Below are 25,890 nucleotides of genomic sequence, written 5' to 3'. Positions count from 1 at the left end.
GGCTAGCCGCCGGCCTGCTGCACGACGGCATCATTGGTCTGCTGGTCGGTCGCGCTCCACGAGACCGCCGCGGGGAAATGTCCCCAGGTGCTGTTGAAGACGCCCACCAGCACCGCCCGGTTGTCCGGGGTGATCGTGTACACCGGGCCGCCCGAGTCGCCCTTCTGGCTGACGATGCCGTTGGACATGGTGAACCAGCCGTTGTTGACCGCGTCGACGGTGCCGCAGGTCTCGCCGGTGACGACGCCGAAGTGGCAGACCGGCGCGCCGCGCTGCGGATTCACCGCGGGGTCGGTGACCAGCATCCGCCCGCCCGGCAGGATGTTGTTGACCATGACGTCGCCGGCGATGGTGATGGACTCCCAGTCGGAGATCTGGTGGTCGGTCGCGATCGTGGCGCCGTCGGGCGTGTTGTCCCGGAAGGTGATCATGGTGCCGATGAAACGGCCGTCCTTGTCGGTCACCGGGCCGTTGCCCCGGCAGTGACCAGCGGTGTAGCCGGTCCGCGCGGCCGGGTCCACATAGCCCAGCGTGCAGCGCGTGGTGCCCTGGTGGATCTCCATTCCCGGGTACACCAGCACTCCGGGATCCGCCGCCGCGACCGGCGTCGGGCCGCCGACAGCGAACATCGGCACCGCGGCCGCCGCGATTACCGCGGCCCGCAAACCCCCCACAAACATGACCTTCTCCCATCACCTCGGGACGGACGTCGCGCCAGCCTACCCCGCACGTCCGGGCCCGCCAGGGTCCGTCCAGGTCAGGGAATGGTCAGGAGCTGACCGGGCTGGATGAGGTCCGGGTTGTCGATCCCGCTGGCACTGGCAATCTCCGGGTAACGGCTGCCGTCGCCGTAGAACTGCTCGGAGATGGCCCAGAGGGTGTCACCCGACTGCACCGTGTAGGTGCGTGCCGCCGGCGCCKCGGGCGCCGGGGCGGGCTCGGGCTCGGCAACGACCTCGACGGCGACCGGCTCGGCAACGGCCTCGACCACCACCGGCTCGGGAGCAGCCTCGACCGGCGCCGCGGGCACCTCGTCGGTGTGCGTGTCCGACGACCACTTGGCGTCGTCGCCGCTGTACAGCACCAGGTTGCGGTCGTCCTGCAGCACCAGCCGGACGTTGTCCGCGCCCTTGGTGTCACTGGCCCACACCGGCTTGTCCGCCGTGTACAGCACGAAGTTGCCGTCGTCCTGCACCTCGGCACGCTGGACGCCCTGGCCGTTGGTGCCGGTGGCCCACACAGACTGCTCCCCCGTGTACAGCACCAGATTGCCGTCGTCCTGCAGGACCAGACGGTAGGCACCGTTGTTCGACGTCAGCGACTGGCCGACCTCGAGCTTCTCGCCCTTCTGAAGTGTGTCACCCATGAAAGTCCAGCTCCTTTGGTTTGGATTCACCCCTGTCGCTCACCGACAGTACCGACGGTTCCGCCACACGTCAGGGTTTGCGCTCGCAAAAATCAAAACAGTTCGCAAACAATGAGTTATCGCGGAGGAATCACAGCGCGCTGACAGCATTTACGCCGAGGTCAGCGAACCGCAGCGGACCCCGGACCGGTCGGCTGCCACCCCGGCGGGCCGAACACATAGCCCAGCCGATCACCGAATCCGTTGGCCTCGCGCACATCTCGCACCATGGTGAGGTACTCGTGGGTCTGCAACTTCCAGATATCGTACGTACCAACAGGTTTGGTCAAGCCGTAGTTCGGCCGCGCGGTCTCGGGCGTGAAGCTGCCGAACATCCGGTCCCAGATGATCAGAATCCCGCCGTAGTTCTTATCGAGGTACTGCTGGTCCCGGCCGTGGTGCACCCGATGGTGCGACGGCGTGTTGAAGACGTATTCGATTGGGCGCCAGAGCTTCCCGATGCGCTCGGTGTGAATCCAGTACTGGTACACCAGATTCACCGAGAAACTGGCGAACACTATCCACGGCGGCACCCCGAGCGCCGGCAGCACCGCCTTCATCAACAGGTCCCCGGACGGGTTCCATTTCTGCCGCAACGCGGTGGACAGGTTGAAATACTCGCTGGAATGGTGCGCCTGATGCGTGGCCCAGAACAGCCGCACCCGATGCGCCATCCGGTGGTACGTGTAGTAGATCAGGTCGACGCCGAGGATCGCGATGACCCACGTGTACCAGGCGTTCCCGGGCAGGTGCCACGGCGCGACATATACATAGAGGGCCGCATAGCCGACCAGCGCAAGGAAATTCAGTACTCCGCTGGTGAACAGCGATACCGCACCCATCCAGATGCTGGCCCAGGCATCGGCGCGCAGGTAGGCGCCGGACGGCGGCCGCTGCTGTTCGTCGTACGCGAGCTTGCGGGCCGCGCCCCACTCCAGCAGCAGCGCGACAACGAAGAACGGAATGGCGTACGAGACCGGGTCGTGCAACATGGTCGGCAGCACGTCGGACAGCAGATCGGAACTCACGTCGACACCTCCGTGCGCAGCGTATCCCGCCACGTTCTGTCCGCGCCTCAGCTCCCATGGTGCTCCGAATCGCGGCAAGATGGCGCGCATGACTGATCGCACCGCGTCGCTCGTCGAGCTCGCCCGACGCCACGGTGTGGCCACCGAGTACGTCGACTGGAGCGGTGCGCAGCACGCCGTCGCCGCCGCGACGCTGGTTGCAGTCCTCGGTGCCCTGGGCATACCGGCCGACTCGGACGACGCCTGCGCGGCGGCCCTGGCCGATCACGAACGCGCGTATTGGCAGCGCACCTTGTCCCCCACGATCGTCGCCCGGTCGGGCCAGCCGTCGAGCTTCTGGGTGCACGTCACCCACGGCGCGCCCGTCGGCGTGTGGATCCGATTGGAGGACGGTTCGGTGCGGGCGGGGCTGCGCCAGCTGGAGAACAACCGGCCGCCGTTCAATCTCGATGGCCGCTTGATCGGCGAGGCGACTTTCGAGCTGCCCGCTGATCTCCCGCTGGGCTATCACCGACTGCACGTCCAGGCCGGCACCGTCGCGGACGCCGACGCCGTCCTGATCGTCACCCCCGACGCCTTGGCGCTGCCGAGCCGGCTGGGCAACGGCCGGGCCTGGGGCATGGCCACCCAGCTCTACAGCGTGCGTTCGCAAAACTCCTGGGGCACAGGCGATCTCACCGACCTCACGGACCTGGCGGTCTGGTCTGCCACCCGGCACCACGCGGATTTCATCCTGGTCAACCCCCTGCACGCGGCGGGCCCGGTGGCCCCGATGGAGCCGTCGCCGTACCTGCCGACCTCGCGCCAGTTCGCCAACCCGCTGTATCTGCGGGTGCAGGCCATCCCGGAGTACACCGCGATCCGCACGCCGGCGACGCTGCGCAAGGCCCGGGTCGACGCCCAGTCCCGGGCCGACAAGAACGAGTTCATCGATCGGGACGCGGCCTGGAAGTCCAAGCGCAATGCGCTCAAAGAGGTGTACCGAGCCAACCGATCGGCCGGCCGCGCGGTGGCCTACGACGGGTACCGACGACGCACCGGCCGCACGCTCGACGACTTCGCGACGTGGTGCGTGCTGGCCGAAAAGCACGGCGCCGACTGGCGCGACTGGCCCGCGGAGTTTCAGCACCCCGACCATCCCGCGGTGCGGGCTTTCGCCGAAAAGCACGACAGCCGTATCGATTTCCACCGCTGGCTGCAATGGCAGCTCGACGATCAGCTGACCGCGGCGCAGGCCACCACGGTCCAGGCCGGGATGTCGTTGGGCATCGTCCATGATCTGGCGGTGGGCGTGCATCCGGGCGGCGCCGACGCCTGGGCGTTGCAGGACGTGCTGGCCACCGGGGTGTCGGCCGGGGCGCCGCCGGACGAGTTCAATCAGCTCGGACAGGACTGGTCCCAGCCGCCGTGGCGCCCCGACGAACTCGTCGAGCGAGCCTATGAGCCGTTCCGCGCCGTGGTCCGGGCGGTGCTGCGGCACGCCGGCGGGGTCCGCATCGACCACATCATCGGCCTCTTCCGGCTGTGGTGGATCCCCGAGGGCGCGACGCCGGTCGACGGCACCTATGTCCATTACGACCACGAGGCGATGATCGGCGTCCTGGCGCTGGAGGCGCACCGGGCCGGCACGGTGGTGGTCGGCGAGGATCTGGGCACCGTCGAGCCATGGGTTCGCGACTACCTGCGTGACCGCGGCCTGCTGGGCACGTCGATCTTGTGGTTCGAAGCCGATCGGGACGGCGGCCCGCTGCCCGCGCCGCGCTGGCGCGAGTACTGCCTGTCGGCGGTGACCACGCACGACCTGCCGCCGACGGCCGGCTATCTGGCGGGCGCGCATCTGCGACTGCGCCGCGACCTCGGTCTGCTGACCCGTCCTTACAAAGAAGAGGTCGCGGCCGATCACGCCGACCAGCAGCGCTGGCTGGACGTGCTGCGGGCGGCGGGGCTGCTGCCGCCGAACGCCCCCGACGCGATCGATGCCGACCAGACCGTCCTGGCCCTGTACCGGTACCTGACCCGCACCCCGTCGCGGCTGCTGGCGCTGGCCCTGCCCGACGCCGTCGGCGACGTGCGGACCCAGAATCAGCCGGGCACCAGTGACGAATATCCGAACTGGCGGGTGCCGCTCGCCGGTCCCGACGGCCGCAAAATCCTCCTCGAAGATCTGTTTTCCGACCCGCGCGCAGCGGTGTTGGCGCAGGTGATGGGCGACGCGGTCACACCGGGATTGGGTTGATTCGAGTTTCTCCACCCCGTGATCTGCGCTATCTTCGCTGTACTCGAGGAGGTCAGGTGAACAAGCTGAAGATGCTGACGGCAGGTGCCGTGGCAGCAGGTGCAGTGGCGGTAGGTGCCACCGCGGTGTTCGGCTCGTCCGTGGCCGCATCCGATCCTGGAGGCTCGAACTCCATGAACGTGGTGGGTGAGTCGTACGCGCGCGCTGTGTCGATTCTCAAGAGCCAGGGCGTGAAGGCCACCTTCGGTGGCTCGGTGGGCAGCGACGTGCCGCAGGCGCAGTGCATCGTCGATCAGGAGAAGATGGGCAGCCATGGCCGCGTCATCTTGATGCTGAACTGCACCACGAAGGCTGTCGAGAACGCCTCTGCCGGTGCGCCCGCCTCCGGTGGCGGCGCAGCGGGCGCTCCGGGCGCCCCGCAGGGTCCGCACGTCGGCTCCAACGGTGTGACGACGGTGCAGGCGACGCCTGTCGGCCCGCAGCCGGGCATGTCGATCCCCGGTATGTAACTTTCCGCCGAAACGGCATTCCAGCAGGTCATCACTCGGTTTTTGACTGCTGGAATGCCGTTTCGGCGTATTTCAGCAAAACCCAGTACCGCCGTTCCCACATAAAACGCTTACACTGAATCCACTCGCAACGACGCTTGAGGATCCGGAGGTAGCTGTTCCATGCTGCGACCACAACGTTTCACCCATGAGGTCGACCCGGGTCCGGTGCAAATCCAGGCCCGAAACGTGGCTTTCGAGACCGCGGACAAGCCGATGTCCTGGATTCCCGGCCACCCTGTCGCCTCGCACGTGGTGAACCTGTTGAACATCCTGCTTCCGGCCGGTGAGCGCTGGTTCATCGAGACCTTCAACGAAGCGCTCCCGCTGATCAAGGATCCGAAGCTCGCCGAGGACGTCCGCGGCTTCATCGGCCAGGAGGCCATGCACGCCGAGGCCCACGACACCGTCATGAACGACTACCTGGTGCGCAGCGGCATGAACGTCACGCCGATGCTGGATCAGGTCGAGTTCGTCTTCGAGGAAATCCTGGCGCCGGCCAAGACGACCGACCCGCGCCGCAAGATGAACAACCTCATCGAACGGTTGTGGTTCATCGCGGCCGTCGAGCACTACACCGCGGTCCTCGGTGACTTCGTCTTGAACTGCACCTGGGACAACTACGACGCCGACCCGGTGATGGTCGACCTGTTCCGCTGGCACGGCGCCGAGGAAGTGGAGCACCGTTCGGTGGCCCACGAGGTCGCCATGTACTTCCGGAACAGCTACTTCGACCGCATCCGCGCGATGAGCGTGGTGGCGGTCCTGATGTACGTGTTCTTCCAGCGCGGCATGCGGTTCCTGGTCAAGAGCGACCCGCAACTCAAGCTCGGCTGGTGGAAGTCGCAGCGCCTGCGCATGCGCGACTCCAAGCTGGGGCTCCTGCCGAAGTACCGGAAGCTGCTGCTCACCCAGACGCTGGTGTACTTCAAGCCGAACTACAGCCCGGAAGACATGGGCTCGACCGCGCAGGCCGTGGCGTATCTGGCCGCCTCGCCCGCTGCCCGCGCCGCACACCTGTGAGGACGCGCCGCTTCCGGTCACGTCTGGCGCCGCCCAGCGTGATGGGTCTGTTGCCGCACGACCTGCTCGTGACGGTGGCCGACGCCGTCGTCAGCAGCACGTTCTGGGTGTCGACGCGACTGCGGAAGCCGCCGGTACCCGAGGTCGTCGAACGCACCATCCGGTTGCGGATCGCCGACCGCCAGGTGGTCGCGCACGATCAGGACGTGGTGGCGTTGACGTTCGTCAGTGCCGACGGTACCGAGCTGCCCCGCTGGCACCCCGGTTCGCATCTGGACATCCACCTGCCAAGCGGTCTGGTCCGTCAGTACTCGCTGTGCGGCGATCCCGACGAGCAGGGCTCGTACCGAATTGCCGTGCGGCGCATACCCGATGGCGGCGGTGGCTCGATCGAGGCGCACCAGCTCGGCATCGGCGACGTGATCACCACCAACGGCCCGCGCAACGCCTTCCCGCTGGCGGTGCCCGGCTTCGGGTCGCCGACCCGCACGCTGCGGTTCGTCGCCGGCGGCATCGGCATCACCCCGATCCTGCCCATGCTGGCGCGCGCCGAGCAGTTCGGCATCGACTGGTCGATGCTGTACGTCGGCCGCAGCCGCGACAGCCTGCCGTTCCTGGACGAGCTGACCCGGTTCGGCGACCGGGTACAGATCCGCACCGACGACGTCGACGGCCTGCCGACGGCCGACGACCTGCTGGGTGACTGCCGGCCTGGCACCTCCGTCTACACCTGCGGGCCGGCGCCCATGCTGAACGCGATCCGCGCCCGGCTGGTCGGGGCGGACGACATCGAGCTGCACTTCGAACGCTTCGCCGCACCCCCGGTGACCGATGGCCATGAGTTCAAGGTCGAGCTCGCCTCGACGGGTCAGACCGTCGCCGTCGCGGCTGACGAAACCTTGCTCACAGCCCTGATCAAAGCCGGTGTGCACGCACCGTATTCGTGTCAGCAGGGCTTCTGCGGCACGTGCCGTGTGAAGGTGCTCGCGGGTGCGGTCGACCACCGTGACGGATTGCTGACCGAGACCGAACGCGATGCCGGGCAGGCGCTGATCTGTGTGTCCCGCGCCCAGGGCGACGGCCCGCTGACCCTGGACCTCTAGCCGCCGAGCGGGCTCGGTTTACGATGCCCCAATGCCAATGGCCGAGGGAACCGACTTCGCCGGGTACACCATCATCCGGTGCCTGGGGTCCGGCGGAATGGGTGAGGTCTACGTCGCCCAGCACCCGCGGCTGCCCCGCCAGGATGCGGTCAAGGTGCTGCGGCCCGAGACGTCGACCAACCAGGAGTTCCGCGAGCGGTTCCTGCGCGAGGCCGATCTGACTGCCGCGCTGTCCCATCCGAACATCGTGGGCGTCTACGACCGCGGCGAGTTCGACGGCCAGTTGTGGATCTCGATGGAGTACGTGGACGGCACCGATGTCAGCCGTCTGCTCCGCAGCAGCGGCGGCGTGTCTGACGATCAAGCGGCGGAGATCATCAGCGCGGTGGGCCGCGCGCTCGACTACGCCCATCAGCACGACCTCCTGCACCGCGACGTCAAGCCGGCCAACATCCTGATCAGTGATACCGATCCGGCGAACAAACGAATCAAGTTGGCAGACTTCGGTATTGCCCGGTGCGCCGACGACTCCGCGGGGCTGACGGCGACGAACATGACGGTCGGCACGGTGTTCTACGCCGCTCCGGAACAGCTGACGGGCAGCGCCATCGATGGTCGCGCCGACCAATATGCCCTGGCGGCCACCGCCTTTCAGCTCTTCACCGGCGCACCACCGTTCGAGAACTCCAATGCCGCGGTGGTCATCGGCAAGCACCTCAGCACTCCCCCGCCGGCGCTCTCGCAGCGCCGGCCCGATCTCGCGGCCTTGGACCCGGTGTTCGCCAAGGCATTGGCGAAGGATCCCAAGGACCGGTTCGACAAATGCACCGACTTCGCCCGTGCCCTGCAGCACGGACTGGGCGTGGCGGGCGTCGATGCCACCACGCTGGCTCCGATTGCCCAGACCGGCGCTACCGAGATCCTGCAGCCGGCCAACCTGCTGAGGTCACGTCGGTCGCTGATCCTGCCCGTCGTGCTGACTCTGCTGTTGATCGCCGCGCTGGTCTTCGCAGCCGTCGAATTCACGCGCGCCAAGGACGAGCAGCAGACACCGCCGCGCCCCGCCGCGACCTCCACCACGGCTCCCCCGACGACCACGACGCCGTCGAGCACCGAAGCCGCGCCGAGCTCGTCGTCGACAATGGCGCCCGCGCCCACCGAATCTCCCGCCGCACCGACCGAGGCCACTGTCACCAGCACTGTCACGGTCGAGACCACCACCGCCACACCGACGACCACCGCCACCACCACCGACGCGCCTGCGCCAGAACAGGAAACGCCGATCCGCGAATGCATGGCCCGGACCGGCATGACGCGGCTGCAGTGCTGGGAAGAGATTCGCCGTAGCGAGCGGAGGCGCTGATGTCACCCAAGTTCGCCGTGGTCGCGCCGGTGGCCGCGGGCGTCACCGCCGACCCGGTCTGGATGACGCAGTTCGCCCGGCACTTGGAGAGCTGCGGCTTCGAATCCCTTGTGGCCGTGGAACATACGGTACTGCTGACCGAATACTCCAGCGTGTATCCGTACGACGCATCGGGCCGGGTCGACATCCCGGCCGACTGCGCGGTCCCGGATCCGCTGGACCTGCTGGCGTTTCTCGCCGGGCAGACCAGCACGTTGGGCCTGGCAACCGGGGTGCTGGTGCTGCCCAACCACCATCCGGTGGTGTTGGCCAAACGTGTCGCCACGCTGAATGTGTTGTCCGGCGGACGGATTCGCCTGGCTGTCGGCATGGGCTGGCTGCGCGAGGAGATCGAAGCCTGTGGGGCCCCATTCGACGCGCGCGCCCGACGAGCCGACGAGCAGATCGACATTCTGCGGCTGCTGTGGTCGGACCAGCCGGACGGCGCCGACCACTCGGGTGAGTTCTTCGAGTTCGCCCATGCCGCTTGCTATCCCAAGCCGGTGTCGCCGATACCGATCCACATCGGCGGACACAGCCGGGCCGCGGCCCGCCGGGCCGGCCGACGCGGCGACGGCTTGCAGCCGCTGGGCGTCGCCGGAGCGGAACTGACGGGGCTGATCGCCTTGATGCGGGAGTCGGCCGAGCGGGCCGACCGGGATCCCGACGCCCTCGAACTTTCTCTCGGGCACCTGGTGACCAAGGTCGACGCCGACCGCGCGGGCCGGCTCGCGGACCTCGGCGCCGACCGTGTCGTGTTGGCCATGCCGCCGGTCACCGACATCGACGAGGCCAAGGACATGTTGTCGGCGTGCGCCGAGCGACTCGGGCTCACGCCGTGCCCCTGACCGTCGCCGATCGGCTGGATCTGGCGGACCTGGTGCATCGCTACGCCGCCGCCGTCGATGATCGTCGTTTCGACGATGTGGTCGAACTGTTCACCAGCACAGCGGAATTGGTCCTGCCTGACCCACCCGGGTCATTGGAGCCGGTACGGCCCGAGCACGGGCACGACGGCGTGCGCGCCGCGATGGCCGCATTGTCCGGCGTCGCCCGTACCCAGCACGAGATCGTCGGCGAGGTCTACACCGGCGCCACGGACCACGCCCGCGGCCGCATCGCGTGCGTCGCTCACCACTGGACCCGCGGCGCCGACCCCACGGACGTCACCGATCTGGTGTGGCACCTGCGGTACGACGACGAATATGTCCAGACCGATGGCGGTTGGCGCATCCGACGCCGCGTCCTGACTCTCAATGCCATCGAGACCCGGCCCGTGCGCCGGCTGCGGGACCAGGGCATCTAGACCGCCACGTCGCCGAATGCCACACTCGTAGGCAGCGTCTTCCCTTCAGCCCCAAGTAGTTCCACCGGCACGATCTGGCCCACAGGAGCATCCGATGCCAATCCTGCACATTGAGCACTCCATCACCGATCTCGGCACGTGGCTGACGGCGTTCCGCAAGTTCGCGCCGGCCCGCGAACAGGCCGGGGTGCTCAGCGCTGACGTGTACCAGCCCGCCACCGACCCGAACTACGTCTGGGTGAACCTGCACTTCGCGACCGCCGACGCCGCGCTCCAGTTCCGCACGTTCCTGATGGAGGTGGTGTGGAAGTCCCCAGAGGCGTCGCCGGCACTCGCCGGGACGCCGCGCACGGAGATTCTGACCGAGGTCAACTTCTAAGCAGGCCGCGCGACGATCAGCAGGGTGTCCCCGCCGACCTGCACCCCGCCGTCGCCGATCACCGCACCCAGCCGGGCACGCAACTCGGCGGCCCGGTCGGCGGGCAGCACCAGGTGGTTGGAGTAGGTGAACACCAGATCCAGCCACTGGTCGCGGCTGTACTGCTCACCGCGCTGGTAGGTCAGCTGCTGCACCGCGAATCCGGCGGCCTCCAGGTCTGTCACCACGTCGTCGCTGTCCATGCCCGAGCCCGTCCCACCGGTGGGTGTCGCGGTCACCAAAGGCGAAGCGGCATCGAGGAAGTCGCGGTACACTTCCGCGAAGTCCGCACGCGAGGGCTGGACCGGGAACAGCCGGTTCCACGCCAGTGCCAGCCTCCCGCCCGGGGCGAGCAGGCGGCGAATCTTCGGCAGCGCCGCCGCCGGGTCGACCCAGTGGAACGACTGGGCGAACAGGACCACGTCGAACGTCCGGCCGGCGTCGTCCCAGTCCTCGAATGTGGCCACCTCGACCGGCACCCCGTGCTCGGCGGCGATCTCGGCCATCCTCGGATCTGGTTCCAGTGCAACAAGTTCCGCTCCGCGCGAGATCAGCTGGCGGGACGCGATCCCGGTCCCGGCGCCGACGTCGAGGACCCGGACCGAACCCGCACCGACCAGTTCGTCGAGCATGGGCTCCGGATACCGGGGCCGGTGTTGGTCATATGACCGGGCGGCGCCGCCGAAAGAATCAGCGCGGTCGCGTTGCCGGTACAGCTCATCAGACTCAGCCACGACTCGACGCTACCGGGCGCCCGCTCCCGGTTGTTCACCGACGCCGACTGGTGCGCGGGTACCGGCGCCAGGCATGCTGGAGCCCATGACGCGTCCGCCGCGCCGGTGGGACCCGCTCCGACCGTTCGATCTGTTCACCTCGGTGGTGTCGACCGCTGCGGTGCTGCCGATGAGCACCGGGGCGGCCGCGGCGTACCGGACCGCGCTGCTGACGGTGCGGCCGCTGGTGATCGGGCGGCGGATCACGGTCCGGCTGAGCACCAGTGACCTGGCCCTCACCGTGGCCGAGTTCGACTCGCGGTGGGATGCCAGCATCTTCGCCGTCGGCCACATCGGCACCGTCAACGTCACCGCCAACAAGGTGAAATGGGCTGGTACCGAACTGAATTCGATCGCGGCGAAGCTGAACAACCTGCATGTGCGGCCGTCGGTGCCGCCGATGCTGGCTGCCGCGCCGGTGGAGTTGACGGTCGAGATTCCGTCCGGTTCGCTCGATGAACTCATCCGGGCCGCCGAACCGCGCGTCAGCACCGAGATCGGCGACGACGGCGTCGCCCGAATCCGGCTGTCGCGCTTCCGGTCCGGATTCGTCGAGGTGGATCCTCAGCTGCACGGCAACACGCTGTGGCTCAAGCCCCGCGGCCTGACGCTGGGCTCCACCCGGGTTCCGGTGCCCGGGCTCGCCCCGGCGTACCCGGTCCGGCTGCCCGAGCTGCCCTATGGCCTCACCCTGACCTCGGTGGAGCTCGGCCCGGGTGTCGTGCGCGTCAGTGCGACGCTGCCGCAATGGCAGTTCGACGTACCGCGCGCCGTGCTCGACGAGCTGATCAACCAGCTGAGTGTGGTGGGCCGTCCCCTCGACGTCATCTGGCCCGGCTGAGCGCGCTGCGCTGAAGATCTGCCGGTCGTTCATTACAGTCACGGACGTGACCATCGGCTATTCCCGATATGTCGCGCTCGGCGACAGTCAGACCGAGGGCCTGTTGGACGGCGACGACACCACGGGTATCCACGGTTTCGCCGACCGCCTGGCCTGGCGACTCAACGCATTACAGCCTGGACTGCAGTACGCGAACCTGGCTGTGCGGGGCCGGCGCATCACCGACGTGCTGGACCGGCAACTGCCCATGGCCCGGGCGATGAACCCCGACCTGATCACCAGCTGCATCGGGATGAACGACGTCACGCGCCCGGTTCGCAGCTTCGACCGGGCGCTGGCGGACATGCGGCGCGTACACACCGAACTCGCGGCCACCGGCGCGACGGTGGTCACCACGACGTTTCCCGATATCGCCCGCATCCTGCCGGTCGGCCGGGTGCTCAGCGGCCGGCTGCGTCGGATCAACGAGCTGATCCGGACCGATTCGAAACACTTCGGCTTCCGCCTGGTCGATCTGTCGGCGGCCACGTCCATGTTGAATCCCGCGACCTGGGCCATCGATCGGGTGCACGGCTCCCCGCACGGCCATCAACTGTTCGCCGACGCCGCTGCCGAGGCGCTGGCTTTGCCGGGCAGCGATCACCGCTGGGCGGAGGTCGAGGGCGAACTCGTGCTGCCGCGACTGCGCGAGCGGATGTATTCGCAGCTGATGTGGGCCCAGAACATGCTGATGCCCTGGGTGTGGCGACACACGCTGGGCAGTTCCCGGGGTACGGGACTCGAGCCGAAACGCCCTGTCATGGCGCCGCTCGACGTCCGACCGGCGTTATCCGAGGCCGAGTAGCCCCAGCGGCAGCGGCGACTCGCCACGTCCGAGCGCACCGACGACCCCCGGGCAGAACGACGAGATCGCGAAGCCGGTGAACATGGTGGCCGGTCCCAGCGACATGCCGGACGCGTCGGCCACCTTCCCAGCGGCGTCGGCCAGGGTCTGGCCGGGCTGCGCCAGCATCGGGCACACGGACTGGCCCAGCGCGACCGGATCAGAGCCGTTCGGCAGCATCATGTCGGCGTTGCCGAGCGCGTTGTTGAAGGCGTCGACACCTGGGTCCGCGCTCGCCGGACCAGCCGTGACCAGGCTGCCGGCGATGCCGGCGGCGGTAGCTGCGATGGCGATGGCGGTACCGAATGTGCTCTTCATGATCCCTGCATCATAGGGGAAGCCGGTTGCCGATGCCGCCGCGCGGCAGGGTCAGACGCCGGTCCAGGCGCTCGCGATCCGGGTTCCGATGTCGATGACCTTGGCATCTGCGCCGTTGATCTCGCCTGCCACATGATGGGCGATGAAGCGCCGGATCTCGCCGTCGACGTTGGCGACGATGCGCAACAGCTCCGCGCGGATCGACGACGACGTGACGTGGATGGCGATGTCCGACGAGCGTGGCGTCTTCACGTCGATGACGAGCAGCAGCGGGTGCGCAGCCCGCGCGGTCGCGGTCAGATTGATCTCGCCGAACACCATGAACCGGGGTCGGTCGATGCGCAGGTCGAGCGTCATGTCGATTTCCAGCGGGATGCGGATCGCAAAGGTGATCTCTTCACCGAGCGTCCGGGCCACCACGGGGTGTTTGATCTGGACGCGTGCGGTGACCTTCGCGAGCCCGCCGGGCCCCTGGGCGATGGGGCCCATGTCGAAGGCTTCGCCGGCGATGCCGCCGATCGCGTCCGCGACGCGTTCCTCGCTGACGGCGACCTCGAAGAATCGTCGGCCGAATTCCTCGTAGGACATGTATTCATGTTGGGGTTGAACTGCCATGGTGTGACTACGTTCTCATGTCTGGGGCCGAAGCCTCGGCAACTGGCGCCTTCATTCGGCAAAGAGTCGCAGGCCGTTGATACCCCGACCGCCGGGTGCCAGCTCCGCGATGACCACCGCGCGGTAGCCGTCCCGCCGGACCCCGGCCAGCACGTACCGGCCCGCGGCGATGACCTTCTCCACCCGGGTTCCGGCCAGCTCGTCGACCAGTTCGGAGACACTCAGCCGGGCATCAGGGCCGCGGGTGATCTGCGCCGGCTCGCTGAGCCGCCGCTTGACGGCCAGCGCGTCGCCGGTCGCCGCGTCGGCCAGCAGCGCGGTGAGCGACCGCTTTGCCCGGGTGCCGCCGGTGCGCAGACCAGCAAGGAAACCCATCGCGCCCCCGGGTCCCTGATTGCGTAGCAGCGCCCCCGACAGCCCCAATCCGGCAGGCAACGCCGCGGCGCCGCAGCGCAGGAACTGCGCCACCATTCCCGGCAGTTCCCAGAATGCTTGCAGCCGAGCAATTTTCAGCGACGGATCGGGCCCCTCGGTGACCACGTCGTACTGCAGATAGACCGGAATCCGCAGCTGCACCTTGGCGCCCATGTGCACTTCGAGCTCCAGGTCGCGCACGACGGTGTTGCCGATGACGATGTCGGCGTCGCGGTGGAAGACGATGGTGCGTGGCCCGATGAAGGTGTCGTAGAACTGCCCGATGGCGCGGTGCCCGACGTGCGGCCGGGAGCCGACCGGATCCTCGACGCGTCCGTCGGTGCTGAACAGACCAACCCAGGCAGCCTTGTCATGCGCGGCCGTTGCCGCGGGCGAGCGCTCGACTGTGGCCAGGAGGTCGTCGCGGGTCGGCGATTGCGGTACGGGCATACCTCCATCGTCCACCACCGCCGAGTTCGGCTGCGAGGGGATGGTCGTGGCAGATGTCGCCGATGTCGCGCACACTTGTCGGTATGAGTAACAGCGGTCCGTTCGGCATCGATCCCGAAGAGTTCGATCGTGTCCTGCGCGAGACGGGCGAGGGCATCCGTGGCGTATTCGACCGCCTCGGCCGCGGCGCCGCCTGGGCCAATGTGGTCAACGACCTGACCCGGACGCCGCGGCACGCCACACAACCCGAGACCACCGGCGACACCGGCGATGGGGTGTGGGTGGTGTACACCGTGGCCACGGACGGCGGGGCCCACGTCGAGGAGGTCTATCCCTCCGAGCTGGAGGCCCTGCGGGCCAACAAGAACAACACCGATCCCTCCCGCAAGGTCAGGTTCCTGCCGTACGGGATAGGGGTGAGTGTGTTGGATGCGCCCGAGCAGGCAGGGCAGACGGCGGCGCCGCCGCAGGACGACCAAACACCGCGGCACGAACCGCACTGATATTGACCTGCCGACAATATCCCCGGCGACGCGGCTGACACGCTACGCTTTGCCACATTGTCGTGTGGCAGCAGTGCGAGGGGAGATGACCAGGATGTTTCGGGTACTGACGGTGGCCGCAGCGATCGCCGGAACCGCCATCGGGCTGGCACCGTTCGCGAGCGCCGATCCGGCGCTGGGCGGCAACGACGATCCCGGCCGGTACCCCACCGACGTCCCTGGCATGAACTACCAGGCGGTCAACGGCGCACCGTGCGACAGCCACGACATCTTCATCTTCGGCCGTGGGCCGGGCGGCGCATCGATGGCCTGCCACTGGATCCCGAACCAGTGGCCGCCGGTCGACACCGGTTTCTGGGGCTACTCCTATGCGATCCAGGGTGTGAAGGACATCGGTTCTCCGTGCCCGGGACCGCAGACCGCGGCGCAGGCTCCGGACGGCCGCCCCCTGCTGTGCCTTGGCGCGCAGGGCTGGCAGCCCGGCTTCAAGACCGGTGACGGGTTCTTCCCCAGCTGACGCGCGGTTGACGCAGCGCAACTAGGCGCCGTCAGCCGATTCCACGGACGGTTCACGTCCGGCTTTTCTCGAAGTGGCGCCGAATGGCCGCCAGCATCGCCGCGTGCGCTTTTTCGGCCTGCTCAGCAGTGAAGGCCGCGAGCGGCCGGGGCGCTGCTATATCGACTGTCTCGGTGACCGTGGTGCCCGCGCCGGCAGGCACGAAGGTGACGGTGCCGGTGAGCCGCACTTTCGGAAACTGGCGCGCCTCGGTGTGCACGACGCCGTCGGGCGCGATCAGCACTGTGGCGCGATAGGTCACCGCCAGGCTGAGCGGGCCGAACGGGATGCGGTCTCGCACTCGGTAGTCACGATGGTGGCCCCGGGCGTCCTGCCGATCGCCCACCCGGTCCACTGCCACTACGAGCGGGTGCACCAGCTTCATGTTGTTGAGATCTGTATAGAAGGTACGGACGTCGTCAGGCGTCCCCGGCACCTCTTCGCTCAGCTCGAACCGGGACCGGGACATCCACATCGATCCACCGTAGGCGCAGGGTGAATGACTTGGGCGCCGGTATCGGCGTTGACCCTGAACTGAGGGCGCAGGCCACTCGAACTTTCGCGCCATAGACGCAGGGTCAACGGCCTGAGCCGACTCTGAACTGAGGGCCGACACCCCAAGTCACATGCGCCACAGGGGCGTCATAAGGCGGCGCCACTTGACCGGTCCAGATGAACGGCAGATGTCGGCGCGGTTCCATCGGTCCACACCCGAATCCGGCGCAAAAACCGTGTCGAGGCCCCGAGAGCCGCATCCAGAATTAGCTGGTTACGGCTCCGCAACGTGCCTCGCGACCTTGCATTTGCGGAAAAGCTGTGTATGGCAGTATGTTTTGCGTATTCACCTGCGAATACATGAAATCGCCTCTGCCCCAAGAAGATGCGAATAAACATACATGTAACGCACACCACACGATTCGCGAAACGTGATGGCAGACACAGTATTTTGACCATCGCGATTTTTCGTTGCTAGCGTTCATCGTCATGTTTGCTATTGCGACCGCATCGCTGTTGGCTTTGGTCAACCAGGTTTCGGGTACGCCGTACATCTCCGGCGGAGACTCGGCACGCGGCACCGACTGCTCCGGATTGGCGTCTTGGGTGGCCAACGCCGCCACCGGCCGTCCCGTCTACGGCAACCGGTTCAACACCGGCAACGAAGAGGCCGCCCTGCGTGCCCGTGGCTTCCTGCCCGGCTCCGCGCCCGGCGCCCTGAACATCGGCTGGAACGGCGGCCACACGGCCGTGACCCTGCCCGACGGCACCCCGGTGTCCAGCGGTGAGGGCGGTGGCGTCCGCATCGGTGGCGGCGGCGCCTTCCAGCGCCAGTTCACCCACCACATGCACCTGCCCCTGGCCCCGGGTGAGGACATCCCCGCCGACCTGCCCCTGGATGGCCCGCTGGACGCGCCGCTGGCGCCCCCGGCCGGTCCGGCCGACATCCCGGCTCCGGAGATCATCCAGGCCGCCAACTTCGCGCCGGCCCCTGAGGCCCCCGCGCCGGCTCCCCGCTCAGCGGTCGCAGCCCTGACTGCTATTTGACGTACTCGGCCAGGTGCGACCCGGTCAGCGTGTTGCCGGCGGCCACCAGGTCCGCCGGAGAACCCTCGAAGATCACCCGGCCACCGTCATGACCTGCGCCGGGACCCAGGTCGACGATCCAGTCGGCGTGCGCCATGACGGCCTGGTGATGCTCGATGACGATGACGGACTTGCCGCCGTCGACGATCCGGTCCAGCAGCGCCAGCAGTTGCTCGACATCCGCGAGGTGCAGGCCGGTGGTGGGCTCGTCCAGGATGTAGACGTCGCCCTTCTCCCCCATTTGCGTCGCGAGCTTGAGCCGTTGCCGTTCTCCACCGGACAGCGTGGTCAGTGGCTGCCCCAGCGTCAGGTAGCCCAGCCCGACGTCGACCATCCGCGCCAGGATTTTCTGCGCCGCGGGCACCTGTGCGTCGCCGTCGGAGAAGAACTTCTCCGCGTCGGCGACCGGCATGGCCAGCACTTCGGCGATGTTCTGGCCGCCGAGGGTGTATTCGAGCACCGAAGCCCCGAACCGTCGGCCTTCGCACTCTTCACAGCGGGACTCGACGGTCGCCATCACCCCCAGGTCGGTGTAGATGACCCCGGCTCCGTTGCAGGCCGGGCAGGCGCCCTCCGAATTCGAGCTGAACAGTGCGGGTTTGACGTTGTTGGCTTTCGCGAACGCCTTGCGGATGTGGTCGAGCAGTCCGGTGTAGGTGGCCGGATTGCTCCGTCGCGATCCCCGGATCGGTGCCTGATCGATGGTGACGATGCCGTCGCGGCCGGCCACCGAACCGTCGATCAGGGAGCTCTTGCCCGAACCTGCCACGCCCGTGATCACGGCGAGCACGCCGAGCGGAATGTCCACTTCGACGTCCTGCAGATTGTTCGTGTCTGCACCGCGAATTTCCAAGGCCCCGTTGGCTTCCCGGACCGTCTCCTTCAGCGATGCCCGGTCGTCCAGGTGCCGGCCGGTGATGCTGCCGCTGCTGCGCAGGCCCTTCACCGTGCCTTCGTAGACCACTTGGCCGCCGCCGGAGCCGGCCTCGGGGCCGAGATCCACCACATGGTCGGCGATGCCGATCACTTCCGGCTTGTGTTCGACGACCAGCACGGTATTTCCCTTGTCCCGCAACTGGATCAGCAGTTCATTCATGCGGGTGATGTCGTGCGGGTGCAGTCCGATGGTCGGCTCGTCGAACACGTAGGTGACGTCGGTCAGCGCCGAGCCGAGATGACGAATCATCTTGACTCGCTGCGCTTCTCCACCGGACAGGGTGCCGGCGGGCCGGGCGAGGGACAGGTACCCCAGACCGATCCCGACGAACGAATCGAGCGTGTGCCGCAGCGCCGCCACCAGCGGCGCCACCCCGGCGCCCAGGCGCTTGTCGTCGGCCAGTGCCCCGACCCACTCGGCCAGGTCGGTGATCTGCATGGCGCATGCCTCAGCGATGTTGACGCCCTTGATCTTTGACGAGCGAGCCAACTCCGAGAGTCGGGTCCCCTCGCACTCGGGGCAGGTCGTGAAGGTCACCGCCCGCTCGACGAACGCCCGGATATGCGGCTGCATCGCTTCGACGTCCTTGCTCAGGAACGACTTCTTGATCTGCGGGATGAGGCCCAGGTAGGTGAGGTTGACGCCGTCGACCTTGATCTTGGTCGCTTCCTTGTGCAGGAGGGCATCCAGTTCCTTCTTGGTGAACTTGCGAATCGGCTTGTCGGGGTCGAAGAAGCCGCAGCCGTTGAAGATTCGGCCGTACCAGCCCTCGATACTGAAGCCGGGAATGGTGATCGCGCCCTCGTTGATCGTCTTGCTGTCGTCGTAGAGCGCGGTGAGGTCGATGTCATTGACCGAGCCACGGCCCTCGCACCGCAGGCACATGCCGCCCACGATGTTGAAATCACGACGCTCCTTGACGGTGCGTCCGGCGCGTTCCATGGTCACCGCGCCGGCACCACTGATCGAGGCGACGTTGAACGAAAATGCCTGCGGGGAGCCGATGTTCGGTTCCCCGATGCGGCTGAACAGGATGCGCAGCAGGGCGCCGGTGTCGGTGGCGGTGCCGACCGTGGAGCGCGGGTCCGAACCCATCCGCTCCTGGTCGACGATGATCGCGGTGGTCAATCCCTCGAGCACGTCGACGTCGGGGCGGGCCTGCGACGGCATGAATCCTTGGACGAACGCGCTGTAGGTCTCGTTGATCAGCCGCTGCGATTCGGCGGCGATGGTGTCGAAGACCAGCGAGCTCTTGCCGGACCCGGACACCCCGGTGAACACCGTCAGGCGCCGTTTCGGGATCTCGACGCTGATGTCCTTGAGGTTGTTCTCCCGGGCACCGACCACTCGGATCAGGTCGTGGTTGTCAGCGGCATGTGTTCTGCTCGGCATACCCACACGCTAACCGGGCGTCGATCAGCCGCGCTTCTCGATTCCTGATCAGCTACCGCGTCGGCGCGCTGATCCTGCGGCCAAGCGATGACCCTGCGAACAGGGTCATCGCTACTCGAACTTCTTGTGCGCCAACGCAATGTCAACGCAGAAGCAAGCCCGGGCTACTTGCCGAAGCCCGCCTTGCGCAGGGCTTCGGCCATCGAACCCGACGGCGCGGCCTCGCGGCGGCCACCGGCGTTGCCGCGCTGCGGATTACGTCCGCGATCCTGGTTCTGACCGCGGTTCTGGCCACCGCCACTGCCACCGCCATTGCCGCCACGGTTGCCGCCATCGCGGCCGCGCGGCTGACCGCCGCCCTCGCGCCGGGGTCCGCTGCCCTGCTCGGGCCGCTTGCCGTCGCGGGGGCGCTGCGGATCGTCGTTCAACCGCAGGGTCAGCCCGATCCGCTGCCGCTCGACATCGACCTCGAGCACCTTGACCTTGACGACCTGACCGGACTTGACCACTTCGTGCGGGTCGGAGACGAAGCGGTCGGCCATCGCCGAGACGTGCACCAGACCGTCCTGGTGCACACCCACGTCCACGAAAGCACCGAACGCGGCCACGTTCGTCACCACGCCCTCCAGCACCATGCCGACCTTGAGGTCGGACACCTTCTCGACGCCGGCGGCGAAGGTCGCGGTGGAGAACGCGGGCCGCGGGTCACGGCCGGGCTTCTCCAGCTCGCCCAGGATGTCGGTCACGGTGGGGATGCCGAATCGGTCGTCGGCGAAGTCGCCCGGCTTGAGCGCCCGGAGCTTGCGCTCGTCGCCGATCAGCTCGGCAAGGGTGACGCCTGCGCGGTCCAGGATCCGGCGCACCACCGGGTAGGCCTCAGGGTGCACACCCGAGGCGTCCAGCGGGTCGTCGCCTTCGCGGATCCGCAGGAAGCCGGCGCACTGCTCAAAAGCCTTGGGCCCCAGGCGCGGAACGTCCAGCAGGCCGCTGCGGCTACGGAACGGCCCGGTGTTGTCACGGTGCGACACGATCGACTCGGCCAGCGACTCGGTCACGCCGGACACCTTGGCCAGCAGCGGCACGGAGGCCGTGTTGAGGTCGACACCGACCGCGTTCACGGCATCCTCGACCACCGCGTCCAGGCTGCGGGCCAGGGTCCCGGGCGTCACGTCGTGCTGGTACTGCCCGACGCCGATGGACTTCGGTTCGATCTTGACCAGTTCGGCGAGTGGGTCCTGGAGACGACGGGCGATCGACACCGCACCGCGCAGCGTGACGTCCAGCTCGGGCAGCTCGTGGGCGGCATAGGCCGATGCCGAGTACACCGACGCCCCGGCCTCGCTGACCATCGCCTTGGTCGGCAGCCGCGTAGGACCTGCAGCCCCGGCCGCCTTGAGATCCGCGATGAGTTCGGTTGCCAGCGCGTCGGTTTCGCGCGACGCGGTGCCGTTGCCGATGGCGATCAGCTCGACGTTGTGCCGCGCGACCAGGGCCGCCAGCGTCGCCTTGGCAGCGTCCCACTTGTTCTGCGGCTGATGCGGAAAGATGGCGCAGGTGTCGACGACCTTGCCGGTGCCGTCCACCACCGCCACCTTGACGCCGGTGCGGAATCCCGGATCGAGACCCAGCGTGGCGCGGGTCCCAGCGGGCGCGGCCAGCAGCAGGTCCTTGAGGTTCTTGGCGAACACCGCGACGGCGTCCTCCTCGGCGCGCTGCCGCAGCCGGATCCGGGCGTCGACGGCCGCCGAGAACATCAGCTTGGTGCGCCAGGCCCAGCCGACCGTCGCGGTCAGCCACGGCGTGGCCGCGCCGCCGGCACCCATGTCGACTCCGAGCGACTGGGCGATCATGGCCTGGTACAGCGCGTCGTCGCCGCCGTCGAAGTTGAGCGACAGCGCTTCTTCCTTCTCACCGCGCAACACCGCCAGAACGCGGTGCGAGGGCATGGCCTCCAACGGCTCGGAGTACTCGAAGTAGTCGCGGAACTTCTGCGCGGCAGGGCTTTTCGCCGCTTCCTCGGACCACGGCTTGGTGCTCAGCGCGCCGTCGGCCCAGAACTTCTCGCGCACCGCACCGACCAGCTCGGCGTCCTCGGACACCCGTTCCACCAGGATGTGGCGGGCTCCGTCGAGCGCGGCGGCGACGTCGGCCACCTCCTCGGCCAGGAATTCGGCGGCGACTTCGTCGGGGTTGAGCGTCGGGTCGGCGAGCAGCCGGTCCGCCAACGGCTCCAGGCCGGCCTCGCGGGCGATCTGCGCCTTGGTCCGCCGCTTGGGCTTGTACGGCAGGTAGATGTCCTCGACCCGAGCCTTCGTCTCCGCGGCCAGCAGCGCCGCCTTCAGCTCGTCGGTCAGCTTGCCCTGTTCCTCGATCGAGGCCAGCACCGCGTCGCGCCGCTGATCCAGTTCGCGCAGGTAGCGCAGCCGCTCCTCGAGGGTGCGGAGCTGGCCGTCGTCCAGGCTGCCGGTGACTTCCTTGCGGTACCGGGCGATGAACGGCACCGTCGCACCTTCGTCCAGCAGCCGTACCGCGGCGTCGACCTGCCCCTCGGCGACGGCCAGCTCTTCGGCGAGACGGGCGTTCACGGACTTGACGACAGACTTGACGCTCAAATTCACGGGCTGGACCCTACCCAATGCCGGCGACAGTCGTCGGCAGCGGCGAGTAAGTTTGCGCTATGCCCCAGCCGCTCCCGACGCCGCATGCCCCGGGCGCAGGCGATAGCGCGACATGAACCCCGACGTGCGCACCCTGTGGATGGTCGTCTCGATGACCGCCCTGGTTTTCGGGTTGCTGCATGTCTGGGTGGGGGCCGGTAAGCGGAGACACCCCGCGGTCCAGCTCTGGGGCGCGGGCAACTTCGCCGGTGCCCTCGGCGCCGGACTCCTGAGCTTCCGCGGGTTGGTACCCGAGGTGTTGTCGGTGACGGTCGCCAATATCCTGCTCGTCACCTGTTGGTCGTTGATCTGGGGCGGCCTGTGCGCTTTCAACGGACAGCCCATCCGCGGCCGGGCGATGGCGGCCGGGCCGCTGGCGGTACTGGTCGCATTGCAATTGATACCGCCGTTCACCACCAGCATCCCGGCCCGCGTGTCGCTCACGGCTCTGGTGCTGGCCGGGTATTTCGCGCTGAGCGTCATCGACGGCATCAAGGCCCAGCGCGTCGAGCGCCTGGCTTCGCGACGCATCCTGATCGGCCTGTACGTCGTCGCGGCCGCGGCGGCGGTCGGGCGCGCGGTCAGCCTGCATCTCGATGCCGGCGCCGTGCAGTTCGCCACGACCACCCCGCTCGTGTCGCTGCCAATGCTGCTCTTCGCCTTTTCCGTCATGTCCATCAACCTGTGTCTGTCGCTGATGGGGTGGGAACGGCTCGAGGACCAGTTGGCCGACGCGGCCATGCTCGACTCCCTCACCTGCACCCTCAACCGGGCCGGGTTCATGATCCAGGCGCAGCGGCTCGCCGAGGAATGCGTCGCGCGGCAGCTCCGGTGCTCGGTCATCGTGATGGACCTCGACGAATTCAAGGCCGTCAACGACGTCTTCGGGCACGAGGCCGGCGATCGGCTACTGGCCGAATTCGCGTCCGTGGCACGGTCGAATCTGCGCAGCGGCGACCTGCTGGCCCGGATCGGCGGCGAAGAATTCTGCGCCATGCTGCCGGGCGTCGACGAAAGTCAGGCGGCGGTCATCGCCGACCGGCTCCGGGTGGCGTTCGCCGCCGCCACGTTCAGCCACAACGACGTTGTGCTCGCCGGAACGGTGAGCATCGGGGTCTCCCAGCTCGGGCACAAGGCCGGGTTGCGCTCGGCGATCCACCGCGCCGACGTGGCGATGTACGAGGCGAAGAACCGCGGCCGCGACCGCGTGATCCGCGCATCGGCGGCAGGCGAGAGCGACTGAGCCTCCGGCTCAGTACGTCCCGCAGTTCGGCGACGTGGGCTCACCGTTGAACCGCGCGGCGATCCACTGCATCGCCGGCTCCCCGTCCACCAGCATCGGCAGGGCATGGTTGATCACCAGCTTGTTCAGGAACGGCGGTTCCTCGTTGGTGCGGAACTCGACGTCGGCGCCCTTGTCGCACCAGTCGCGCCCCAGCTGATTGGCCGCGGTCCACGGCACGAGCGGGTCGTAGCGGTTGCTGTTGATCAGCACCGGGGCGTTGGGCTGGTACTTGCCCAGCTTCTGCATCTCGAACAGTGTCTTGAAGGGCTCTTCCTCGATCAGCACGTTGATGTCTTCGGTGAAGTACGGCTGCAGGTGCCGGAACATGAAGTCGACGATGGTCTGCCCCACACATTGCCGCGAGACACTCTCGAGCATGTCCTTGCCCCGCTGGGTGAGCTTGGAACGGATCAGGTCGGCGAACTCCGGGTACGCGTAGATCTCACCGTTGAGCGCGTAGCCGACCACGCCGACCAGCGCGCTGCCGTCGGTGTACGGGAACAGCTCCTTGAGGTCGGCCACCGGAGCCCCGGCGTATGTGCCGACGACGTGCAGGTCAGGTGCATAGGAGGACGCCAACTCCGCCGCCGATGCCGCGGCGCCGCCGCCTTGGGAATAGCCCCAGAAGGCAACCGGCCCATTGGGATCCAGCGAGGTGCCCGGGAGTTTCTTCGCGGCCCGGGCAGCGTCGAGAACCGCCGCGGCCTCGGCGACGCGGTTGACGTACGTGTGCATCCCGGGGGTGCCGAGGCCCTCGTAATCGGTCATCACGATCGCGAAACCGCGGGCCACCATCGTGGCGATGAACGCCTCTTCGTAGTTGACCATGATGTCCCAGCCACCCGAGTAGTGGATGCCCTGGTTGAACTGCCGCGACGGCGCGCACTGGTTGCCCTGGCCCTGGGTCCCCACCGCGTAACTGATCAGCGGCCGGGGTCCCTTGCCCGGCCAGTCGTTGTAGGGCTCGAAGTAGGTGCCGGTGACCGCGACCGGGTTTCCGCGGGCATCGGTGCTGCGGTACATGATCCGGGTCCCGGTGGCCATGATCGCGCCGAGCTGGCCCGACGGTTCGAGCACCAGCCGCGATGGTTCGGTCCGGATCAGATCACCGGGCCGGCCCGGCGGCAGCGGATCGGGCGGCAGATAGAACTCGGCGTATTGCGGCTCGTCGCCGTCCGCGTGGGCTACGGGCAGTCCCGCCAGCACAGAAGCGATGAGTAGACACGCGGCTAGGACGCCCCCGAAGCGATGCATAACGGGACGATAACAATGAGACTCTCGTACACGAAATCGCCAATATCTGAATCAAAGAACCATGTTCTTGACAGACGTCGAGTGGCGAGCGGCACAGACCCTACCTGGAAGCGATCCGCGAGGTCTGCGGACCTGCCTGTGCCTGCCATGTCATCTCGCGCCGGATTCGGCGTGACATCACAACCCCCGGAAGCCCGCTAAGGGCAGATTTCCCTTGCCACGCTGATTTACTGGCCATCGTTACTTCGACCCCGGAGATGAGCAGCAATGGACGACGAGACGACGGCCGCCCCAGACGCAGCGGACAGCCCGCCGGTGATCACCGCGCGGGGCCTCAGCGTCATCGGTGAGCACGGGGCGCTCTTCTCGGACGTCGACCTGGAACTGCGGCCCGGGTTCCACGCCATCCAGATGCCCGGCGGCCCGGCTCAGCACACCCTGCTGCTGTCGCTCGCCGGCCGGCTCAAGCCGACCAAGGGCACTGTCACCGTCAACGGCGCGACGGGGCCACGTGCCATCCGGAAACACTGCGCCATCGCCGCGTTCGCCGATATCGACGACCTGGAGGACATGGTCACGGTGCAGACGGTGCTCACCGAGCAGCGCCGTTGGGTGTCGCCGTTTCCGGCGTGGGTGCCGGTCCAGTCCGACACACCGGAGATGACGGCGGTGTTCGGGGACGACCTTCCCCTGCTGTCGCCGAAGACCTTCATCATCGAGTTGTCCGATCTGGAGCTCTTCCTGCTGCGCATCACCTTGGCGCTCATGTCCGACCGGCCCGTTTTGATCGTCGGAGACCTCGAGCAGGTACGCGACAACGAACGCCGGGCCCTCGCCGTGCAGCGACTCGGCGCCCTCGCCGAACACCGCACCGTCGTCGTCGGGGTGACCAACCCACTGGGCGACGACGCACCCCACCACGTTCTGCATGACCGCCGCATGCTGACCGGAAAGGCCTGACC

Annotated in this window: 26 protein-coding genes; 15 read left to right on the top strand and 11 right to left on the bottom strand. The window is 67.7% G+C overall.

Features of this window, described 5'->3' with window-relative positions; all coding sequences use genetic code 11:
* Window positions 1-2 precede the first annotated feature (2 nt).
* From AC1U2B_RS27085 to AC1U2B_RS27075, 3 genes are all read right to left on the bottom strand, one after another.
* Window positions 3-680 carry an Rv1815 family serine proteinase gene (locus tag AC1U2B_RS27085; RefSeq protein WP_480219211.1) on the bottom strand — a complete coding sequence of 226 codons (678 nt, stop codon included), beginning with the start codon at window positions 678-680 and terminating at the stop codon, window positions 3-5.
* A 77-nt stretch (window positions 681-757) separates the two neighbouring features.
* A complete protein-coding gene (locus AC1U2B_RS27080) occupies window positions 758-1,366 on the bottom strand; it encodes a LysM peptidoglycan-binding domain-containing protein (RefSeq protein WP_480219210.1) in 609 nt (202 codons plus the stop codon).
* A 161-nt stretch (window positions 1,367-1,527) separates the two neighbouring features.
* On the bottom strand, window positions 1,528-2,397 hold the full coding sequence (locus AC1U2B_RS27075; protein ID WP_480219246.1) for a sterol desaturase family protein: 870 nt from the start codon (window positions 2,395-2,397) through the stop codon (window positions 1,528-1,530).
* Between the two features lie 124 nt (window positions 2,398-2,521).
* Between AC1U2B_RS27075 and malQ the strand changes: the two genes are divergently transcribed.
* The 8 genes from malQ to AC1U2B_RS27035 all read left to right on the top strand — a co-directional run bounded on the left by malQ (window position 2,522) and on the right by AC1U2B_RS27035 (window position 10,430).
* Window positions 2,522-4,669 (top strand): 4-alpha-glucanotransferase, encoded by a 2,148-nt coding sequence (gene malQ, locus AC1U2B_RS27070; RefSeq protein ID WP_480219209.1) that lies wholly within the window; start codon window positions 2,522-2,524, stop codon window positions 4,667-4,669.
* 56 nt (window positions 4,670-4,725) lie between these two features.
* Window positions 4,726-5,178: a hypothetical protein gene (locus tag AC1U2B_RS27065; RefSeq protein WP_071288356.1), complete on the top strand. Its 453-nt coding sequence runs from the start codon at window positions 4,726-4,728 to the stop codon at window positions 5,176-5,178.
* A gap of 162 nt (window positions 5,179-5,340) precedes the next feature.
* Complete coding sequence (locus AC1U2B_RS27060; RefSeq protein WP_071288355.1) at window positions 5,341-6,240, top strand: metal-dependent hydrolase; 900 nt, start codon at window positions 5,341-5,343, stop codon at window positions 6,238-6,240.
* Window positions 6,241-6,281: 41 nt separating this feature from the next.
* A complete protein-coding gene (locus AC1U2B_RS27055) occupies window positions 6,282-7,343 on the top strand; it encodes a PDR/VanB family oxidoreductase (protein WP_480219245.1) in 1,062 nt (353 codons plus the stop codon).
* A gap of 31 nt (window positions 7,344-7,374) precedes the next feature.
* Window positions 7,375-8,706 carry a serine/threonine-protein kinase gene (locus AC1U2B_RS27050; protein ID WP_480219208.1) on the top strand — a complete coding sequence of 444 codons (1,332 nt, stop codon included), beginning with the start codon at window positions 7,375-7,377 and terminating at the stop codon, window positions 8,704-8,706.
* Window positions 8,706-9,593 carry an LLM class F420-dependent oxidoreductase gene (locus tag AC1U2B_RS27045; protein ID WP_480219207.1) on the top strand — a complete coding sequence of 296 codons (888 nt, stop codon included), beginning with the start codon at window positions 8,706-8,708 and terminating at the stop codon, window positions 9,591-9,593. Before AC1U2B_RS27050 ends, AC1U2B_RS27045 begins: the two co-directional genes overlap by 1 nt.
* The gene (locus AC1U2B_RS27040) at window positions 9,584-10,051 is read left to right on the top strand and encodes a nuclear transport factor 2 family protein (RefSeq protein WP_480219206.1); all 468 of its coding nucleotides are present in this window, start codon (window positions 9,584-9,586) and stop codon (window positions 10,049-10,051) included. The genes AC1U2B_RS27045 and AC1U2B_RS27040 overlap by 10 nt, the downstream gene beginning before the upstream one ends.
* A 94-nt stretch (window positions 10,052-10,145) precedes the next feature.
* Complete coding sequence (locus tag AC1U2B_RS27035; RefSeq protein ID WP_480219205.1) at window positions 10,146-10,430, top strand: NIPSNAP family protein; 285 nt, start codon at window positions 10,146-10,148, stop codon at window positions 10,428-10,430.
* On the opposite strand, the gene AC1U2B_RS27030 is transcribed toward AC1U2B_RS27035, so the two are convergent.
* Window positions 10,427-11,185, bottom strand: coding sequence for a class I SAM-dependent methyltransferase (locus AC1U2B_RS27030; protein ID WP_480219244.1), 759 nt, complete (start codon window positions 11,183-11,185; stop codon window positions 10,427-10,429). The genes AC1U2B_RS27035 and AC1U2B_RS27030 overlap by 4 nt on opposite strands.
* A 103-nt stretch (window positions 11,186-11,288) precedes the next feature.
* Here AC1U2B_RS27030 and AC1U2B_RS27025 point away from each other — a divergent pair, with 103 nt between their 5' ends.
* Entirely contained in the window at window positions 11,289-12,083 is a 795-nt protein-coding gene (locus AC1U2B_RS27025) for an LmeA family phospholipid-binding protein (RefSeq protein ID WP_480219204.1), read from the top strand.
* A 46-nt stretch (window positions 12,084-12,129) separates the two neighbouring features.
* Window positions 12,130-12,927 carry an SGNH/GDSL hydrolase family protein gene (locus tag AC1U2B_RS27020; protein WP_480219203.1) on the top strand — a complete coding sequence of 266 codons (798 nt, stop codon included), beginning with the start codon at window positions 12,130-12,132 and terminating at the stop codon, window positions 12,925-12,927.
* Here the strand turns inward: AC1U2B_RS27020 and AC1U2B_RS27015 are convergent.
* The 3 genes from AC1U2B_RS27015 to AC1U2B_RS27005 form a co-directional block, all read right to left on the bottom strand.
* Window positions 12,910-13,284, bottom strand: coding sequence for a DUF732 domain-containing protein (locus tag AC1U2B_RS27015; RefSeq protein ID WP_260938479.1), 375 nt, complete (start codon window positions 13,282-13,284; stop codon window positions 12,910-12,912). The two genes, AC1U2B_RS27020 and AC1U2B_RS27015, sit on opposite strands and share 18 nt — an antisense overlap.
* Window positions 13,285-13,335: 51 nt before the next feature.
* Window positions 13,336-13,872 (bottom strand): hypothetical protein, encoded by a 537-nt coding sequence (locus AC1U2B_RS27010; protein WP_231575656.1) that lies wholly within the window; start codon window positions 13,870-13,872, stop codon window positions 13,336-13,338.
* Between the two features lie 78 nt (window positions 13,873-13,950).
* On the bottom strand, window positions 13,951-14,763 hold the full coding sequence (locus tag AC1U2B_RS27005; protein ID WP_480219202.1) for a nuclear transport factor 2 family protein: 813 nt from the start codon (window positions 14,761-14,763) through the stop codon (window positions 13,951-13,953).
* An 83-nt stretch (window positions 14,764-14,846) separates the two neighbouring features.
* Here AC1U2B_RS27005 and AC1U2B_RS27000 point away from each other — a divergent pair, with 83 nt between their 5' ends.
* Complete coding sequence (locus tag AC1U2B_RS27000) at window positions 14,847-15,266, top strand: Rv0313 family protein (protein ID WP_480219201.1); 420 nt, start codon at window positions 14,847-14,849, stop codon at window positions 15,264-15,266.
* A gap of 94 nt (window positions 15,267-15,360) precedes the next feature.
* Window positions 15,361-15,783: a hypothetical protein gene (locus tag AC1U2B_RS26995; RefSeq protein ID WP_043399808.1), complete on the top strand. Its 423-nt coding sequence runs from the start codon at window positions 15,361-15,363 to the stop codon at window positions 15,781-15,783.
* A gap of 52 nt (window positions 15,784-15,835) precedes the next feature.
* Here AC1U2B_RS26995 and AC1U2B_RS26990 read toward each other — a convergent pair whose 3' ends face one another.
* On the bottom strand, window positions 15,836-16,297 hold the full coding sequence (locus AC1U2B_RS26990) for an SRPBCC family protein (RefSeq protein WP_480219200.1): 462 nt from the start codon (window positions 16,295-16,297) through the stop codon (window positions 15,836-15,838).
* A gap of 509 nt (window positions 16,298-16,806) precedes the next feature.
* Here AC1U2B_RS26990 and AC1U2B_RS26985 point away from each other — a divergent pair.
* Window positions 16,807-17,364, top strand: a complete 558-nt coding sequence (locus AC1U2B_RS26985) for a peptidoglycan endopeptidase (RefSeq protein WP_480219199.1) — start codon at window positions 16,807-16,809, stop codon at window positions 17,362-17,364.
* Here AC1U2B_RS26985 and AC1U2B_RS26980 read toward each other — a convergent pair.
* The gene (locus AC1U2B_RS26980; protein WP_480219198.1) at window positions 17,357-19,732 is read right to left on the bottom strand and encodes an ATP-binding cassette domain-containing protein; all 2,376 of its coding nucleotides are present in this window, start codon (window positions 19,730-19,732) and stop codon (window positions 17,357-17,359) included. The two genes, AC1U2B_RS26985 and AC1U2B_RS26980, sit on opposite strands and share 8 nt — an antisense overlap.
* A 164-nt stretch (window positions 19,733-19,896) precedes the next feature.
* Complete coding sequence (locus AC1U2B_RS26975; RefSeq protein WP_480219197.1) at window positions 19,897-22,350, bottom strand: Tex family protein; 2,454 nt, start codon at window positions 22,348-22,350, stop codon at window positions 19,897-19,899.
* Window positions 22,351-22,462: 112 nt separating this feature from the next.
* Between AC1U2B_RS26975 and AC1U2B_RS26970 the strand changes: the two genes are divergently transcribed.
* On the top strand, window positions 22,463-23,632 hold the full coding sequence (locus AC1U2B_RS26970) for a GGDEF domain-containing protein (RefSeq protein ID WP_480219196.1): 1,170 nt from the start codon (window positions 22,463-22,465) through the stop codon (window positions 23,630-23,632).
* A gap of 9 nt (window positions 23,633-23,641) precedes the next feature.
* Here the strand turns inward: AC1U2B_RS26970 and AC1U2B_RS26965 are convergent, their stop codons facing one another.
* Entirely contained in the window at window positions 23,642-24,928 is a 1,287-nt protein-coding gene (locus AC1U2B_RS26965; RefSeq protein WP_480219195.1) for a lipase family protein, read from the bottom strand.
* Between the two features lie 267 nt (window positions 24,929-25,195).
* Here AC1U2B_RS26965 and AC1U2B_RS26960 point away from each other — a divergent pair, with 267 nt between their 5' ends.
* Complete coding sequence (locus tag AC1U2B_RS26960; RefSeq protein WP_480219194.1) at window positions 25,196-25,888, top strand: hypothetical protein; 693 nt, start codon at window positions 25,196-25,198, stop codon at window positions 25,886-25,888.
* The last annotated feature ends 2 nt before the right edge of the window (window positions 25,889-25,890 follow it).

The sequence above is a fragment of the Mycolicibacterium sp. P4_G11 genome (assembly GCF_056555145.1).
Note: the sequence above shows the minus strand (reverse complement) of the source record. Positions and strands in the feature narration are given on the sequence as shown.